13 protein-coding genes are annotated in these 15,495 nt (G+C 70.1%); 10 read left to right on the top strand and 3 right to left on the bottom strand.

What is annotated here, in order from left to right; genetic code table 11:
* Positions 1-67 precede the first annotated feature (67 nt).
* Together R0232_RS04535 and R0232_RS04530 are read left to right on the top strand one after the other, a co-directional pair.
* Entirely contained in the window at positions 68-772 is a 705-nt protein-coding gene (locus tag R0232_RS04535; RefSeq protein ID WP_296788854.1) for a redoxin domain-containing protein, read from the top strand.
* Positions 773-937: 165 nt separating this feature from the next.
* A complete protein-coding gene (locus tag R0232_RS04530; RefSeq protein ID WP_093353821.1) occupies positions 938-2,254 on the top strand; it encodes an MFS transporter in 1,317 nt (438 codons plus the stop codon).
* Between the two features lie 9 nt (positions 2,255-2,263).
* On the opposite strand, the gene R0232_RS04525 is transcribed toward R0232_RS04530, so the two are convergent.
* Entirely contained in the window at positions 2,264-3,175 is a 912-nt protein-coding gene (locus R0232_RS04525) for a LysR substrate-binding domain-containing protein (protein WP_398496515.1), read from the bottom strand.
* Between the two features lie 162 nt (positions 3,176-3,337).
* On the opposite strand from R0232_RS04525, the gene R0232_RS04520 reads away from it, so the two are divergent.
* The 4 genes from R0232_RS04520 to R0232_RS04505 all read left to right on the top strand — a co-directional run bounded on the left by R0232_RS04520 (position 3,338) and on the right by R0232_RS04505 (position 9,390).
* On the top strand, positions 3,338-4,330 hold the full coding sequence (locus tag R0232_RS04520; RefSeq protein ID WP_093353817.1) for a tripartite tricarboxylate transporter substrate binding protein: 993 nt from the start codon (positions 3,338-3,340) through the stop codon (positions 4,328-4,330).
* A gap of 7 nt (positions 4,331-4,337) precedes the next feature.
* Positions 4,338-5,630, top strand: a complete 1,293-nt coding sequence (locus R0232_RS04515) for a hypothetical protein (protein WP_431511361.1) — start codon at positions 4,338-4,340, stop codon at positions 5,628-5,630.
* Between the two features lie 53 nt (positions 5,631-5,683).
* Positions 5,684-6,799 (top strand): uroporphyrinogen decarboxylase, encoded by a 1,116-nt coding sequence (hemE, locus tag R0232_RS04510; RefSeq protein WP_431511360.1) that lies wholly within the window; start codon positions 5,684-5,686, stop codon positions 6,797-6,799.
* A 485-nt stretch (positions 6,800-7,284) separates the two neighbouring features.
* Entirely contained in the window at positions 7,285-9,390 is a 2,106-nt protein-coding gene (locus tag R0232_RS04505; protein ID WP_431512859.1) for a primosomal protein N', read from the top strand.
* Positions 9,391-9,413: 23 nt separating this feature from the next.
* Here the strand turns inward: R0232_RS04505 and R0232_RS04500 are convergent, their stop codons facing one another.
* A complete protein-coding gene (locus R0232_RS04500) occupies positions 9,414-9,632 on the bottom strand; it encodes a hypothetical protein (protein ID WP_281077749.1) in 219 nt (72 codons plus the stop codon).
* 318 nt (positions 9,633-9,950) lie between these two features.
* On the opposite strand from R0232_RS04500, the gene R0232_RS04495 reads away from it, so the two are divergent.
* Positions 9,951-10,571: a hypothetical protein gene (locus tag R0232_RS04495; RefSeq protein WP_296788861.1), complete on the top strand. Its 621-nt coding sequence runs from the start codon at positions 9,951-9,953 to the stop codon at positions 10,569-10,571.
* Positions 10,572-10,582: 11 nt separating this feature from the next.
* On the opposite strand, the gene R0232_RS04490 is transcribed toward R0232_RS04495, so the two are convergent.
* Entirely contained in the window at positions 10,583-11,605 is a 1,023-nt protein-coding gene (locus R0232_RS04490) for an AEC family transporter (RefSeq protein WP_431511359.1), read from the bottom strand.
* Between the two features lie 186 nt (positions 11,606-11,791).
* On the opposite strand from R0232_RS04490, the gene R0232_RS04485 reads away from it, so the two are divergent.
* The 3 genes from R0232_RS04485 to R0232_RS04475 are packed head-to-tail and all read left to right on the top strand — an operon-like array spanning position 11,792 to position 15,488.
* The gene (locus tag R0232_RS04485; protein WP_431511358.1) at positions 11,792-13,873 is read left to right on the top strand and encodes an ATP-dependent helicase; all 2,082 of its coding nucleotides are present in this window, start codon (positions 11,792-11,794) and stop codon (positions 13,871-13,873) included.
* Positions 13,870-14,322, top strand: a complete 453-nt coding sequence (locus tag R0232_RS04480; RefSeq protein WP_431511357.1) for a hypothetical protein — start codon at positions 13,870-13,872, stop codon at positions 14,320-14,322. Before R0232_RS04485 ends, R0232_RS04480 begins: the two co-directional genes overlap by 4 nt.
* Positions 14,319-15,488: a phospholipase A gene (locus R0232_RS04475; protein WP_431511356.1), complete on the top strand. Its 1,170-nt coding sequence runs from the start codon at positions 14,319-14,321 to the stop codon at positions 15,486-15,488. The genes R0232_RS04480 and R0232_RS04475 overlap by 4 nt, the downstream gene beginning before the upstream one ends.
* The last annotated feature ends 7 nt before the right edge of the window (positions 15,489-15,495 follow it).

The following is a 15,495-nucleotide window of genomic DNA, read 5'->3' as shown; positions in this document are numbered from 1 at the left end:
CACATGAAAAAACCGCTCTAAGCTGTCGCCGTCATTCGGAAATATTCCCATGGAGTTCGATCAGCCCATGTCCCTCCCCCCCTCCACCGAGCTGCGCCCCGACTCGCGCTCGGTGCGCGCCGCGCGCCGAGCCCGCGCCGCTCTCAGCCGTGCCTCGCGCCGCGCCGTCATGGCCGCCGCCGTCGCGCTGGGCGCCACCTTCCTCGTGAGCAACAACGCCTTCGCCGCGCCCGCCGTGGGCCAGCAGGCGCCCGACTTCGTCGCCGTCGACACCAGCGGTGCCAAGCACAAGCTGTCCGACTTCGCGGGCAAGTTCGTGGTGCTCGAATGGACCAACCCCGGCTGCCCCTTCGTGCGCAAGCACTACGGCAGCGGCAACATGCCCGCCACGCAGAAGGCCGCCACCGACAAGGGCGTGGTCTGGCTGGCCATCAACTCCACCGAGCGCGCCGCCAGCGACTACCTGAAGCCGGCCGCGCTGGCCGACTGGATGAAGTCGCAGTCGGCCGCGCCCACGGCGGTGCTGATGGACGAGGACGGCATGATCGGCCAGGCCTACGGCGCGCGCACCACGCCGCACATCTTCATCATCGACCCCAAGGGCACGCTGGTGTATGCGGGCGGCATCGACTCCATCGCCTCGGCGCGCGTGGACGACATCAAGACCGCCGTCAACTACGTGAACCAGGCGCTCGGCGAGGCCTTCGGCAACAAGCCGATCACGGCGGCCAGCACGCGGCCCTACGGCTGCTCGATCAAGTACAAGACCTGAGCCCGTCTCCGGGCCCGTCATCCAGCAAGAGGCGCCGCGGCGCCTCTTTTCTTTGGGGGCCGGCTTTGACAGGTACCTGACCACGCGCGTCAGCTTGCCGTCGGGCAATGCTTCCTACCCTCGGGGTGCACACATCGCGCACGCACAACCCAGGGGACTCCACACATGACCACAGCGTCCAAAGGCGCGGCCACCACCGCCTCCAGTTCCAAGTTCGCCACCGTCCTGCGCGTGACCGGCGGCAACTTCATGGAGATGTTCGACTTCTTCCTGTTCGGCTTCTACGCCACGCAGATCTCGAAGGCCTTCTTCCCGGCCGGCGACGAGTTCGCCTCGCTGATGCTGACCTTCATGACCTTCGGCGCCGGCTTCCTGATGCGGCCGCTGGGCGCGATCTTCCTCGGCGCCTACGTCGACCGCGTGGGCCGCCGCAAGGGCCTGATCGTCACGCTCGCGCTGATGGCGCTGGGCACGCTGCTGATCGCCTGCGTGCCCTCCTACGCCACCATCGGCTTCGCGGCGCCGCTCCTGGTGCTGATCGGGCGGCTGCTGCAGGGCTTCTCGGCCGGCGTGGAGCTCGGCGGCGTGTCGGTCTACCTGTCGGAGATGGCCACGCCGGGCCGCAAGGGCTTCTACGTGAGCTGGCAATCGGCCAGCCAGCAGGTGGCCATCGTGGTGGCGGCCGCGCTCGGCTACTGGCTCAACGTGACGTTCAGCGCGCAGGAGATCGGCGACTTCTACTGGCGCGTGCCCTTCTTCGTCGGCTGCCTGATCGTGCCGGTGCTGTTCGTGATCCGCCGCTCGCTGCAGGAGACCGAGGAGTTCATGGCGCGCAAGCACCGCCCCGACGCGCGCGAGATCTTCCGCTCGATGGTCGCCAACTGGGGCCTGGTGATCGCCGGGATGATGCTGGTGTCGATGACCACCGTGTCCTTCTACCTGATCACGGTCTACACGCCGACCTTCGGCAAGGCCGTGCTGCACCTGAGCACCACCGACGCGCTGGTCGTCACGCTGTGCGTGGCCATCTCCAACTTCATCTGGCTGCCGATCATGGGCGCGCTGTCGGACCGCGTGGGCCGCAAGCCCCTGTTGATCGCGTTCACCGTGCTGACCATCCTCACGGCCTACCCCTCGCTCAAGTGGCTGGTCGGCGCGCCGAGCTTCGCGCGCATGCTCGAGGTCGAGCTGTGGCTCTCGTTCCTCTACGCGAGCTACAACGGCGCGATGGTGGTGGCGCTGACCGAGGTGATGCCGGTCAGCGTGCGCACGGCCGGTTTCTCGCTGGCCTACAGCCTCGCGACCGCGCTGTTCGGCGGCTTCACGCCGGCCGTGGCCACCGGCCTGATCGAGATGACCGGCGACAAGGGCGCGCCGGGCCTGTGGATGACGGCGGCCGCGGTCTGCGGGCTGGTCGCGACGCTGGTGCTCTACCGGCGCAACGTGAGCCCGGCCGACGCGCGGCGCGTGCCGGCGGTCTGACACCCCGCGCTAAAGCGCCTTGCCCTTCCCGAAATCGCGGAAGTAGGCCTTCAGCAGCCCGACGAAATCCTCGGCGATGGCCGAGGGCGCCGACTGCGGCGACAGGGCCATCGAGGCCTCGACCGGGCAGCGCGGCCGCAGGGGCAGCACCTTCAGGTCGCGCGCGAACACCGAGGCGACGTAAGGATTGACGATGCCGATGCCCGTGCCCTGCGCGGCCATCATGCAGATCGTGACCGAGTAGGTCGTCTCCACCGTCGCCGCGGCCTCCACGCGGTGCTGCTGCAGGGTGCCGAGGAACTGCTGGTGGATCTCGTCGTCGGCATTGAGGGTGAGCAGCACCTGGTCCTTCAGGTCGCGCACGTGCAGGCTGGCGCGGCTCGCGAGCGGATGGCCCGGATGCAGCACGCACACCGCGTCGCTGCGGTGCAGCGGCACGGCCTCGATCTGCGGGTCGCTGATCCCCGAGGTGGTCAGCGCGACGTCGTACAGGCCGTAGAGCAGCCCTTCGCGCAGCGCGTGCGAGCCGACGGTCTGCAGGTTCACGTGCACCTGCGGGTAGCGCCGCGAGAAGGCGTGAATGACCGGCGGCATGACGCTCAGGCCCAGCGCCGGCGTGCAACCCACGCGCAGCGAGCCCGCGCCCGACTTGCGCATGACGGCCACGCTCTGCTCGATGCGGTCGAGCCCGAGGAAATGGCGCTGCACCGTCTCGAACAACTGCCGCGCCTCGTGCGTGGGCCGCAGCCGCCCCTTGTGGATGTCGAACAGCTTGAGCTGCGTGGCGTTCTGGATCTGCGCGAGCAGGCGGCTCACCGAGGGCTGCGTGGTGTGGAGCATGGCCGCGGCCGCCGTGGTGGTGCCGGTCTGCATGACCGCGCGGAAGGCCTCGATCTGGCGGAAGTTCAATGGTCGCGACATGCAAGGACTCCTGGGACGGCGCCGTGGGCGCGTTCGCGAGGGCATATCTTTTCTGCATAGCCCGGCGACAAGATTGAATTTTCCAGAATGATGCCGCGTTCCTAGACTGCGCCCATTCCCACCATTCATCGCGCCCCACGCGGCGCGCAGCAAGGAACACGCATGACACAGCAATGGCCGCGCCGGGCCGTCGGCCTCGGCCTTCTCGCAGCCGCCCTCGGCCTCGCCGCGGCGGCATCGCAGGCCGCGGAGCCGAAGACCTATCCGGACCAGATGATCCGGCTCGTGGTGCCCTTCACCGCCGGCGGCAGCTCCGACGTGCAGGCCCGCATGCTCGCCGACCGGCTGGGCAAGCTCTACAAGCAGCCGGTGGTGGTCGAGAACCGACCCGGCGCCGGCGGCCACATCGGCGGCAAGTTCGTGGCCGATGCGCCGGCCGACGGCTACACGCTGCTGCTCGGATCGGTCGGGCTGCACGCGACCTATGGCGTCTTCAAGAAGCTCAGCTACGACCCCGCGAAGGACCTGAAGGTGATCACGGTGCTGGCCGAGATGCCGCACGTGGTGGTGGCCACGCCCTCCCTGCCCGCGGGCGACCTGAAGCAGTTGGTGGCGCTGGCGCGCAAGGCGCCCGACACCCTCAACTTCGGCTCCGCGGGCGTGGGCTCGTCGGTGCACATGATCGGCGAGCTGTTCCGGATCACCGCCGACGCGCCGATCGTGCACGTGCCCTACAAGGGCAGCTCGGCCGCGCTGAACGACCTGCTGGCCGGCCAGATCCAGCTGATGTTCGAGAACCCGCCGACCACCCTGGCCCACATCCGCGGCGGCAAGCTCAAGGCCCTGGCCGTGACGGGCAAGACCCGCCTGCCGGCCCTGCCCGAGGTGCCGACCGCGATCGAGGCGGGCTTCCCGGCCTTCGAGGCCACCTCGTGGACCACCGTGGCGGCCAGCGCCAGGCTGCCGGACGCCATTGCCGACAGGCTCAATGCGGACATCCGCCGCATCGTCTCGTCGAGCGAGTTCGCCCAGGGGCTGGCCGAGCAGGGCATGACCCCGGTGGCCAGCACGCGCGAGGCCGCGACCCGCTTCGTCGCGGCCGAGAAGCTGCGCTGGGACAAGGTGATCCAGCAAGGCCGCATCGCCGCGGAATGAGGAAGCGATGACCGATCCGCTTTTCACGGGCTTCGCACCCGCCGCCTGTCGCCGCGTCGGAACGGACGATGGCCGGCACCACTTCTTCGGCTACTACGACAAGAGCGCCTGGGACCGCAGCGGGCGCTACCTGCTGGCGCAGCAGGTGCCCTGGATGGACACCGAACTGCGGCCGGACTCCAGCGCCCGCATCGGCTGCTTCGACCTGCAGGACGGCGACCGTTTCCATGTGCTCGGCGAGACCACGGCCTGGAACTGGCAGATGGGCAGCCAGCTGCAATGGCTGGACGGGGCACCGGGCCGCCAGCTGATCTACAACTGCCGCACGGACGATGCCGGCGCCTTCTATCCGGGCTTCGGGTCCACGATCGTCGACCTCGACAGCGGCGCCAGCCGCGTGCTGCCGATGCCCGTCTACGTGGTCGCGCCCGACAGCCGCTATGCCCTGAGCGTTGACTACCGGCGCCTGTACGTCACGCACCGGACCATCGGCTACAGCGAGGCCGGCGGCCCCTTCGACCTGCCGCTCGCGCCGGAGAGCGACGGCATCCATGCGATCGACCTGGCCACGGGCGGCACGCGCCTGGTCCTGAGCTACCAGGACCTGCGCCGCTTCCATCCGCGCGCCTCGATGGACCGGGCGATCCACTGGGTCAGCCACATCGAGATCAACCCCTCGTCCTCGCGCGTGCTGTTCCTGCACCGCTGGACCGAGCGTGTCGAGGACGAGACCTGCTTCCTGCACCGGCTGCTCACGATGAACCCCGACGGCTCCGACCTGCGCCTGCTCGAGTGCTCGGACCATCCGCTGCCGCAGCTCGCGCAGGACTTCGACCCCGATGCCGTCGGCACCTTCGACTACGAGAAGTCCGAATACCAGATCTCGCACCCGCTGTGGCGCGACGACGAGCACATCGTCGTCTGGAGCCCGCACGCGGGCAGGATCCGCTACCACCTGTACCACGACAGCGTCGGCGGCGCGGTCGAGGCGATCGGCGAAGGCGTGCTGGTGGAGAACGGCCACATGAGCTTCTCGCCCGTGAACCGGCGCTGGCTGCTGAGCGACACCTACCCCGATGCGCGCACGCACGAGCGCGTGCTGTTCCTGTTCGACATGCAGACCGGCCGGCGCCATGCGCTGGGCAGCTTCTACGCCACGCCCGCGCTGGGCAAGGAGAACCGCTGCGACCTGCATCCGCGCTGGAGCCGCGATGGCCGGCAGGTCTGCATCGACTCGGTGCACGAGTCGCAGCGGCAGATGTACCTCCTCGACGTGTCGGGGATCGTGCAGGCCGGCTGACGCGGAACGGGCGGCCCCAAGCCCGGTACGAAGGGCCCTGCGACAATCGCCCGATGCCCTTCGCCCCCCTGCAAAACGACACCTTCCTGCGAGCCTGCTGGCGCCAGGCCACCGACCACACGCCCGTCTGGCTGATGCGCCAGGCCGGCCGCTACCTGCCCGAGTACGTCGCCACCCGCGCACAGGCGGGCAGCTTCATGGGACTGGCCACCAACGTCGACTACGCGACCGAGGTCACGCTGCAGCCGCTGGCGCGCTATCCGCTCGACGCGGCGATCCTGTTCTCCGACATCCTCACCGTGCCCGACGCGATGGGCCTGGGCCTCTCGTTCGAGGCCGGCGAGGGCCCGCGCTTCGCGCGCCCGCTGCGCGACGAGGCCGCCGTGGCCGCGCTCGAAGTGCCCGACATGGACAAGCTGCGCTACGTCTTCGACGCCGTGGCCTCGATCCGCAAGGCGCTCGACGGCCGCGTGCCGCTGATCGGTTTCTCGGGCAGCCCCTGGACGCTGGCCTGCTACATGGTCGAGGGCGCGGGCTCGAGCGACTACCGGCTCGTGAAGGGCATGCTCTACGGCCGCCCCGACCTGATGCACCGCGTGCTCGCGGTCAATGCCGATGCCGTGGCCGCCTACCTCAATGCCCAGATCGACGCCGGCGCGCAGGCCGTGATGGTGTTCGACAGCTGGGGCGGCGTGCTGGCCGACGGCGCGTTCCAGGAATTCAGCCTGGCCTACACCGCGCGCGTGCTCGCGGGCCTCAAGTGCCACGGCCCCGACGGCCAGCCGGTGCCGCGCATCGTCTTCACCAAGGGCGGCGGGCTCTGGCTCGAGGACATGCGCGCGCTCGACTGCCAGGTACTGGGCGTGGACTGGACCGTGAACCTCGGCGCCGCGCGCCGCCGCGTGGCCGAGGGCAGCGATGGCCAGGCCAAGGCGCTGCAGGGCAACATCGACCCCAACGTGCTGTTCGCGCCGCCCGCGCGCATCGAGGCCGAGGTGGCGAAGGTGCTGCAGGCCTTCGGCGCGCCGCATGCCGATCGCGCGACGGCCGGGCCGACCCACATCTTCAACCTGGGCCACGGCATCAGCCAGTTCACGCCGCCCGAGCACGTGTCGGCGCTGGTGCAGGCGGTGCACACCCAATCGCGCCAGCTGCGGAAGCCGGCCTGACGCGGCCCGCGGGCCGCCGGCCGCAGCCGCCCGCCGGCATGGCGGATGTGGAAAAGAAGATGGCCAAAATGCGGCGCGGCGGCTTTGTCAAGGCCCAAAACGGGCTTCGGCGACCGACTTATGCACAAAACGCGTGTTGCAGTGCGCAAGATTGCGTTAGGCGGTCCTGGCACCGCTACCAAAGCAATAGCGAAGCTAAGTCGTTGATTTATATGGAGTTTGAACTTTGCCCTTTTTGCGGGCAATCCAGCCAGAGCCTTGATTTTCAAGGCTTGGCGGCGAGTCCAGCCCGGTTTTCAACAAAGTTATCCACAGAAACTCTGGACGGACCGCAAAGCACTGAAAAATCAATGACTTAAGTGACTTTGCTCAACACTGCTTTAACAAACCCTGCCAACGAGGACACCATCCCGAACCGCCCCATTCCCCCCGAAGACCTGCTCGGCGAGCCGACGAACGGCAGTCCGGGGACGTCCGGCGCCGCCTTGCCCTGGCGCATCGACGTGGCGGTGCAGACGCCCGCGCACAGCGCGCTGGGCGACGTGCTGAGCTACGGCGGCGACGCGCCGCTGCCGGCCGGCACGCTGGTGCGGGTGCCGCTGGGCCGGCGCGAGGTGCTCGGGGTGGTCTGGCATGCCGAGGCGCGCACGGCCGAGGAGCTGGCCGCGCCCGACCTGGCGCTCAAGCCGGTGGCCGCCGCGCTCGATGCGCTCGCGCCGCTGGGCCCGGCCTGGCGCGACCTGGTGGCCTTCGCCGGGCGCTACTACCAGCGCTCGATCGGCGAGATCGCGCTGGCCGCGCTGCCGCCGCAACTGCGCGACCTGAGCACGGTGCAGCTCGCGCGCCGGCTCAAGCGCAAGGCGGCCGACGACGAGGCCGCGGCCGACACCGGCACGCCCTCCCCGGTCGAGCCCAGCCCCGAGCAGGCCGCCGCGCTCGCGCGCATCGAGGCCGAGGAAGGCCCGTTCCTGCTGGCCGGCAGCACCGGCAGCGGCAAGACCGAGGTCTACCTGCGCTGCGTGGCCGCGCTGCTCGCGCGCTCGCCCGAGGCCCAGGCGCTGGTGATGGTGCCCGAGATCAACCTCACGCCGCAGCTCGAGGCCCGCTTCAAGGCGCGCTTCGGTGCGCAGGCGGTGGTGTCGCTGCACAGCGGCATGACGAACCCGCAGCGCCTCGCGAGCTGGCTGGCCGCGCATGCGGGCGCCGCGCGCATCGTGCTGGGCACGCGCATGGCGGTGTTCGCCTCGATGCCGGGCCTGGCGCTGATCGTGGTCGACGAGGAGCACGACCCCAGCTACAAGCAGCAGGAAGGCGCGCGCTATTCGGCGCGCGACCTCGCCGTGTGGCGCGGCCACCGCGAGAAGGTCAAGGTGATCCTGGGCTCGGCCACGCCCTCGCTCGAGAGCTGGCACCAGAGCCGCCCGGCCGCCGACGGCGACCCCGGCGGGCGCTACGTGCGGCTGGCCATGCCCTCGCGCATCGGCGCGGGCGAGCTGCCCACGGTGCGGCTGGTCGACATGACGCTGCAGCCCGCCAAGACCGTGCTCTCGGCCAAGCTGCTCGACGCCATCGGCCAGCGCATCGCGCGCGGCGAGCAGAGCATGATCTTCCTCAACCGGCGCGGCTATGCGCCGGTGCTGGCCTGCGGCGACTGCGGCTGGAAGAGCGAGTGCCCGCACTGCAGCGCCTACCGCGTGTTCCACAAGATCGACCGCACGCTGCGCTGCCACCACTGCGGCCACACCGAGCGCGTGCCGCGTGCCTGCCCGGTCTGCGGCAACCTCGACATCGCGCCCGTGGGCCGCGGCACCGAGCGGCTCGAGGAGCACCTGGCCGAGCTGTTCTCGGCCGTGAAGCGGCCCGACGGCAGCGCGGTGAGCATCGCGCGCATCGATGCCGACAGCACCAAGAAGCAGGGCGCGCTCGAATCGCAGCTCGCGGCCGTGCACGCGGGCGAGGTCGACGTGCTGGTCGGCACGCAGATGATCGCCAAGGGCCATGACTTCCGCCGCATCACGCTGGTGGCCGCGGTCAACCCCGACGGCGCGCTGTTCTCGAGCGATTTCCGCGCGCCCGAGCGGCTGTTCAGCCTGCTGATGCAGTCGGCCGGCCGCGCGGGCCGCGATGCCGCCTACCTGGCCACGCAGGGCAGCACGGCCGAGATGTGGATCCAGACGCACCACGCGGAGCATCCGCTGTTCCAGGCGCTGCGCCGGCACGACTACCCGGCCTTCGCGGCGCAGCAGCTCGAGGAGCGGCAGGCCGCCGCGATGCCGCCCTTCGCCTACCAGGCGCTGGTGCGCGCCGATGCGCGCACGCAGGAGGCGGCGCAGGCCTTTCTCAACGCGGCGAGCGCCGCGGCCGATGGACTGGAAGGTGCGGCGCAGGTGATGCGCTATCCGGCCGTGCCGCTGGCGATCCAGCGCGTGGCCAACGTGGAGCGCGCGCAGATGCTGCTGGAGAGCCATTCGCGCGCCGCGCTGCAGCGCATGCTCGCGCTGTGGCAGCCGCAGCTGCATGCGTTGCGGCGCACGCCCGAGGGCAAGGGCGTGATCCGCTGGCTGGTCGACGTCGATCCGCAGGGGATCTGAACCTCGTCGCCATCGGCCCGCGCTCAGTGCAGGCTCATCGGCTCCTTGCCCATCTCGACATAGCGCAGTTCGCGGTCCGCATGGCGCCGCCGCGCGACGCTGCCGGGCCAGGCGAACACCACCAGGCTCAGCGCGCCGAGCGCCAGCGCCGAGGCCGTGCCGAGCTTGCCGGCCTGCCAGAGCCAGGCCGCGCCGGCGAGCCACGCCAGCCATAAAAGAATTCGGAACAGTGTTGCCATCATCGTGCGAGCTCCCATGCCATCTTCCGGTCTGCGGCCCACTTTAGCAGCGGACATGTGAACTCAAGCATTCATCCGAAGTGGTATCGGATAGCTATGTCTTACGGCCGGCACGATGCAGGGGAAAAATTCTGCAAAAGGGGTTGACGCCACGCGCGCGCCGCTGCAAAAGACTCCTGGAGGAGTCCGCAACGGGGCGATCCTCCGGGCCCTCCGCGCCCCTCCAGCCCGCTCTCCTGAAGGCAAAGGTCGCTCGTGAAACCGCTCCATTTCGCAAGTGGGATTCTGTCTTTCGCGGCCTCCGCTTGGGCCTGCTTCCTGGTGCTCGCACCCGTCGCCACGCACGCCGCCGAGATCGAGCGCCAGGGCCGGTTGCTGCTGGTCTCGGGCATGCTCGACGGCAGCGAGATCGCCAGCTTCATCGACCACCTGAGCAGCGGCACGGTGCGCACCGTGGTGCTGGAGGATTCCTTCGGCGGCACCGCCGAGGCCGCCGGGGCCTTCGCCGACGCGATCCGCGCGAGCGGCGTCGAGACCGAGGTGCGCGGCCAGTGCATGGCGGCCTGCGCCTATGCCTTCCTGGCGGGCAAGACGCACCGCTTCGGCGACGGCTTCCAGGTCAACGGCGTGATGCTGCCGGTGGCGGCGCGGCCCACGGCCGCCGAGCTCGCGGTGCGCTGGCGCGACGACGCGCACCGGACGCTGGCCGACTTCACGCCCGGCGCCGCGGCGGCGCCCAAGGTGATCGAGGCCTCGGCCGACGGTCGCGGCGCGCACGACAACTGGCAGCCCGAGCACGGCGTGCTGTTCACCGCCAGCCCCTCGCTGTTCGGCCGCATCTACAACGCCTTCTATTGCGACGGCACGCAGGGCCGCGATTTCTCGAAGTGCGAGCGCCTGCCCGATGCCGATCCGTTCAAGCTCGGCGTGCTGACGCCGTAGGACGCTTCACTTCACTTCAGCAGGCCCACCGCCAGCGGAAAGCTGAAGAAGGCCGCCACCGTCGTCCACAGGATGATCCGCGCGATGCGCCCGTTGTCGGCGCCGAAGCGCTCGGCCAGCATCGACACGTTGCTCGCGCTCGGCAACGCCGCCACCAGCACGATCGCCACCACCGCGGGCCACGACAGCGGCAGGCCCAGCGCGATCGCCGCGAGCCCCAGTCCCCACACCAGCAGCGGGTGCGCGAGCAGCTTCACCAGCACCACCGGCAGCACGTCGGCCAGCGGCGCCTTCGGCAGGGGCCGCGCGCCGCTGCCCATGGCCTGGGCCACGGCCGCGCTCGCGCCGTGCTCGCGCGCCACCAGCGCCGAGCGCGCGAGCACCGCGCCGATGGTGAACAAGGCCACCGGCGAGGCGGCGTCGGCCAGCATCGCCACGGTGCGCTCCACCGGGCCCGGCAGCTTCCAGCGCGCGGCCGACAGCAGCACGCCGAGCAGGATCGACCACGGCATCGGATTGACCAGGATGCCGCGCAGCGCCTGGCGCGCGGCCTGCCGCGGCCCGTGGTGCGCCGCGCCCGGGCCCGTGCCGTCGAGCCGCGACAGCGCGATGCACAGCGAGGAGGTGACCACGAGGTCGAAGGCGATGGTGATGATCATCGGCCCGGCCGCCTGCGCGCCGAGGATGGCCACCAGCAGCGGCACGCCCATGAAGCCGGTGTTCGGGAAGGCCGCCACCAGCGCGCCGAAGGCGGCGTCGTTCCAGCCGATGCGCGCATTGCGCGTGAATGCCACCACGCCGCCCACCACCGCGAGCGCGCTCAGGCCCCAGACCAGCGCGACGCTGCCGTCGAGCAGTTGGCCGATCGGCGTGCCCGCGCCGAAGCGCAGCAGCATGCAGGGCAGCGCGAAGTAGAGGACGAAGCTGTTGAGGCCGGGGATCGCATCGAGCGGGAGGATGCGGGCACGGGCGGCGCCGTAGCCGGCGGCGATCAACGCGAAGAAGGGAAAGGTAACGAGAAATACGGGCAGCACGGCTCGATTGTCGCCGCCGGCCCCGGCCCTTCGCAGCAGCCTGCCGATGCCCCTTTACGGTGCGTTTACCGCGCTTCCCACATCGCGGTATCGGCCGACGCCGCGGCCCCTGCGGCCCCCGTATCATTGCCCGCTTTCGCGCCCGCCGCGCCCTGCGGCCCCTGCCGGCTCCCCTCCCCCTTTTCCATGTCCCACGGTCTCAACCTCGCGCAACAAGAAGCGGTCAACTACATGCACGGCCCCTGCCTCGTGCTGGCGGGCGCGGGCTCGGGCAAGACGCGGGTGATCACGCACAAGATCGCGCGCCTGATCCAGGCCGGGCTCGAGCCCAAGCGGATCGCGGCCATCACCTTCACCAACAAGGCGGCGGCCGAGATGCGCGAGCGCGCCAAGGGACTGATCGGGCGCGATGCCAAGAAGGTGGTGATCTGCACCTTCCACGCGCTGGGCGTGCGCATGATGCGCGAGGACGGCGCGGTGCTGGGCCTGAAGTCGCAGTTCAGCATCCTCGATGCCGACGACGTGACCAAGATCCTCAAGGACGCGGGCGGCACCAGCGACCTGGCGACCGCGCGCATCTGGCAGTGGACCATCAGCAAGTGGAAGAACATGGGCCTGAACGCAGCCCAGGCCGAGGCCATCGCGGCCGACGACAACGAGCGCATCACGGCCACCATCATGGCGCGCTACGAGGAACGCCTGACCGCCTACCAGAGCGTGGACTTCGACGACCTGATCGGCATGCCGCTCAAGCTGCTGCGCGACTTCGAGGAGGTGCGCAGCAAGTGGCAGTCCACGCTGGGCCACATCCTGGTGGACGAATACCAGGACACCAACGCCACCCAGTACGAGGTGCTCAAGGCGCTGTCGAGCACGCGCGGCCACTTCACCGCGGTGGGCGACGACGACCAGTCGATCTACGGCTGGCGCGGCGCCACGCTCGACAACCTGCGCAAGCTGCCGGTCGACTACCCCACGCTCAAGGTCATCAAGCTCGAGCAGAACTACCGCTCGACCAGCGCCATCCTGCGCGCGGCCAACAACGTGATCGGCCCCAACCCCAAGCTGTTCCCGAAGACGCTGTTCTCCGAGCTCGGCGAGGGCGAGCCGGTGCGCGTGGTCGACTGCGACAGCGAGATGCACGAGGCCGAGCGCACGGTGGCGCGCCTCGTGAGCCTGCGCGAGACCTCGAGCCACAAGGAGTTCCGCGACTTCGCGATCCTCTACCGCGCCAACCACCAGGCGCGCGTGTTCGAGCAGGCGCTGCGGCGCGCGCAGGTGCCCTACAAGGTCTCGGGCGGCCAGAGCTTCTTCGACCGCGCCGAGATCAAGGACCTCTGCGGCTGGTTCCGCCTGTGGGTCAACAACGACGACGACCCCGCGTTCCTGCGCGCCATCACCACGCCCAAGCGCGGCATCGGCCACACCACGCTGGCGGCGCTGGGCACCTTCGGCAGCCAGTACAAGCTGAGCCTGTTCGAGGCGCTGTTCTCCTCCTCGCTGCCCAGCGTGATGCCCAAGCGCGCGCTCGAAAGCCTGCACGAGTTCGGCCGCTACATCAACGACCTCGAATACCGCGCGCGCCAGACCATGGGCGCCGAGAACGCGCGTGCCTTCCTCGACACCTGGCTCAAGGAGATCGAGTACGAGAAGCACATCTACGACGGCGAGGACAGCGAGCAGGCCGCGGCCTCGCGCTGGACCAACGTGATGGAGTTCTGCGACTGGATGGCGCAGCGCTGCGGCGGCGAGCTCGACGACGCGGCCGGCGTCAACAACACCAGCGAGCCCAAGAGCCTGCTCGAGGTGGCGCAGACGATCTCGCTGCTGTCGACCATCAGCGAGCGCGAGCAGGACCAGAACGTGGTCACGCTCTCCACGCTGCACGCCTCCAAGGGCCTCGAGTGGCCGCACGTGATGCTGATCGGCTGCAACGAGGGCCTGCTGCCCTTCAAGCTCGACGACGACGACGGCCGCCAGCAGCAGGTCAGCGAGAGCACGCTCGAGCGGCTGCAGGAAGAGCGCCGGCTGATGTACGTGGGCATCACGCGCGCGCAGCGCAGCCTCGCGGTGAGCTGGACCAAACGCCGCAAGAAGGGCCGCGAGATGGTGCTCGCGCAGCCCAGCCGCTTCATCGCCGAGATGGCGCTCGACAAGAGCACCACGCGCGAGGACCCGCGCGAGAAGCTCAAGGCCCTGCGCGCCGAGTTCGCGCGCAAGGCCCAGGAAGGCGCGGCCGCCGCGGCGGCTTCGTCGGCCGCGCCATGAAGCGCTTCCCTCGAGGCCTGGCCCTCGCGACCCTCGCCCTGCTGGCTTCGGCCGGCGCGCTCGCGCAAGGCAGCAACTGCCCCGACAGCGTGCAGGACCTGCCGCCCGAGGCGCTCTACGGCCGCTGGGAAGCGCGCTTCGACGGCCTGCCGGCCGTGGCCGTCGTGCAGCTGGCCCGCCATCCCGAATACGCCGGCGTGCGCGGCACCATCGCACGCCCCGCCGTCACCGGCCGGCCGGCCGCGGTATCGCAACTGGCGGGCGACATCGGCGACGACGGCACGCTGGCCATCGACGAATCGCTCGACGGGCGCAGCATCAGCGGCGTCTGGGTCGGCGCGATGGCGCCCGGCGGCTGCGGCCGCGAATTCCGCGGCACCTGGCGCGACGCCACCGATGAGAGCACGCATCCCTTCGTGCTGACGAAGAAGGAAGGGTCGGGAAAATGAACACCACCATGCAAGGCCGCCTGTGCGCGGTGCTGGCCACCGCGGCGCTGCTGCTGACCGGCGCCGCGCAGGCGCAGGCCGTCGACCAGCCCAAGAGCCCGCTGGCCGACAACCAGCTCACCTGGCAGAGCTGCGCCGCGCTCAGCGCCGACAACGCCGCGCGGCTGGCCTGCTACGACCGCTGGTCACAGCAGCAGACGCTGCCCTCGGTGTCGGTGCCGGTCGCGCCGCCGGTGCTCGCCAACACCCAGCCCGCGCCGCCGGTCGACGGCTCGATCCCGGCCACGCGCGTGGTCTCGGTCGCCACCACCGAGGGCTGCCGCGACCGCCAGTACTCGGCGCTGTCGCGCTTCTGGGAACTCGAGAACGCCACCGACTGCGGCACCTTCGGCTTCCGCGGCTACCGGCCGCTCAACGTCTCGGTCTCGGCCGCCACCCACAAGCCCGACACGCCGACCTCGCCGTCGCCGGACCACACCGGCGACCCGGTGGCCTACCAGGCCAACGAGATGCGCATCGGCCTGTCGGTGCGCACCAAGCTCGCGCAGGGCCTGCTGACGCAGAACGACCCGATCAAGAAGGACTCGCTGTGGTTCGCCTACACGCAGCAGTCGACCTGGCAGCTGTTCAACGGCGCGATCTCGCGGCCCTTCCGCACCACCGACCACGAGCCCGAGCTGATGTATGTCTACCCGACCGACTTCAAGCTGCCGGGCGGCTGGCGCTGGCGCTACACCGGGCTGGGCATCGTGCACCAGTCGAACGGCCAGAGCCTGCCGCTGTCGCGCAGCTGGAACCGCGTCTACCTGATGGCCGGCGCCGAGCTCGACGACCGCTTCAGCATCACGGGCCGGATCTGGAAGCGCCTGTCGGAAGACCCGGCCAAGGACGACAACCCCGACATCGCCGACTACATCGGCCGCGCCGAAGTCACCGGCCGCTGGAACCTCGACCGCAACAACACGCTGGGCATCACGGTGCGCAACAACCTGCGCGACAGCGGACGCGGCTCGGTGCGGCTCGAATGGCTCAAGGCGATCGGCGACCCGACCAAGAGCAACCTGCGCTTCCACACCCAGCTGTTCCACGGCTACGGCGACACGCTGGTGGACTACAACCGCAAGCGCACGGTGTTGAGCATCGGCCTGAGCCTGGTCGACTTCTGATGTCCGC

It is taken from the genome of Variovorax sp. DAIF25 (genome assembly GCF_050711835.1).
Lineage (GTDB): Bacteria > Pseudomonadota > Gammaproteobacteria > Burkholderiales > Burkholderiaceae_C > Variovorax.
Note: the sequence above shows the minus strand (reverse complement) of the source record. Positions and strands in the feature narration are given on the sequence as shown.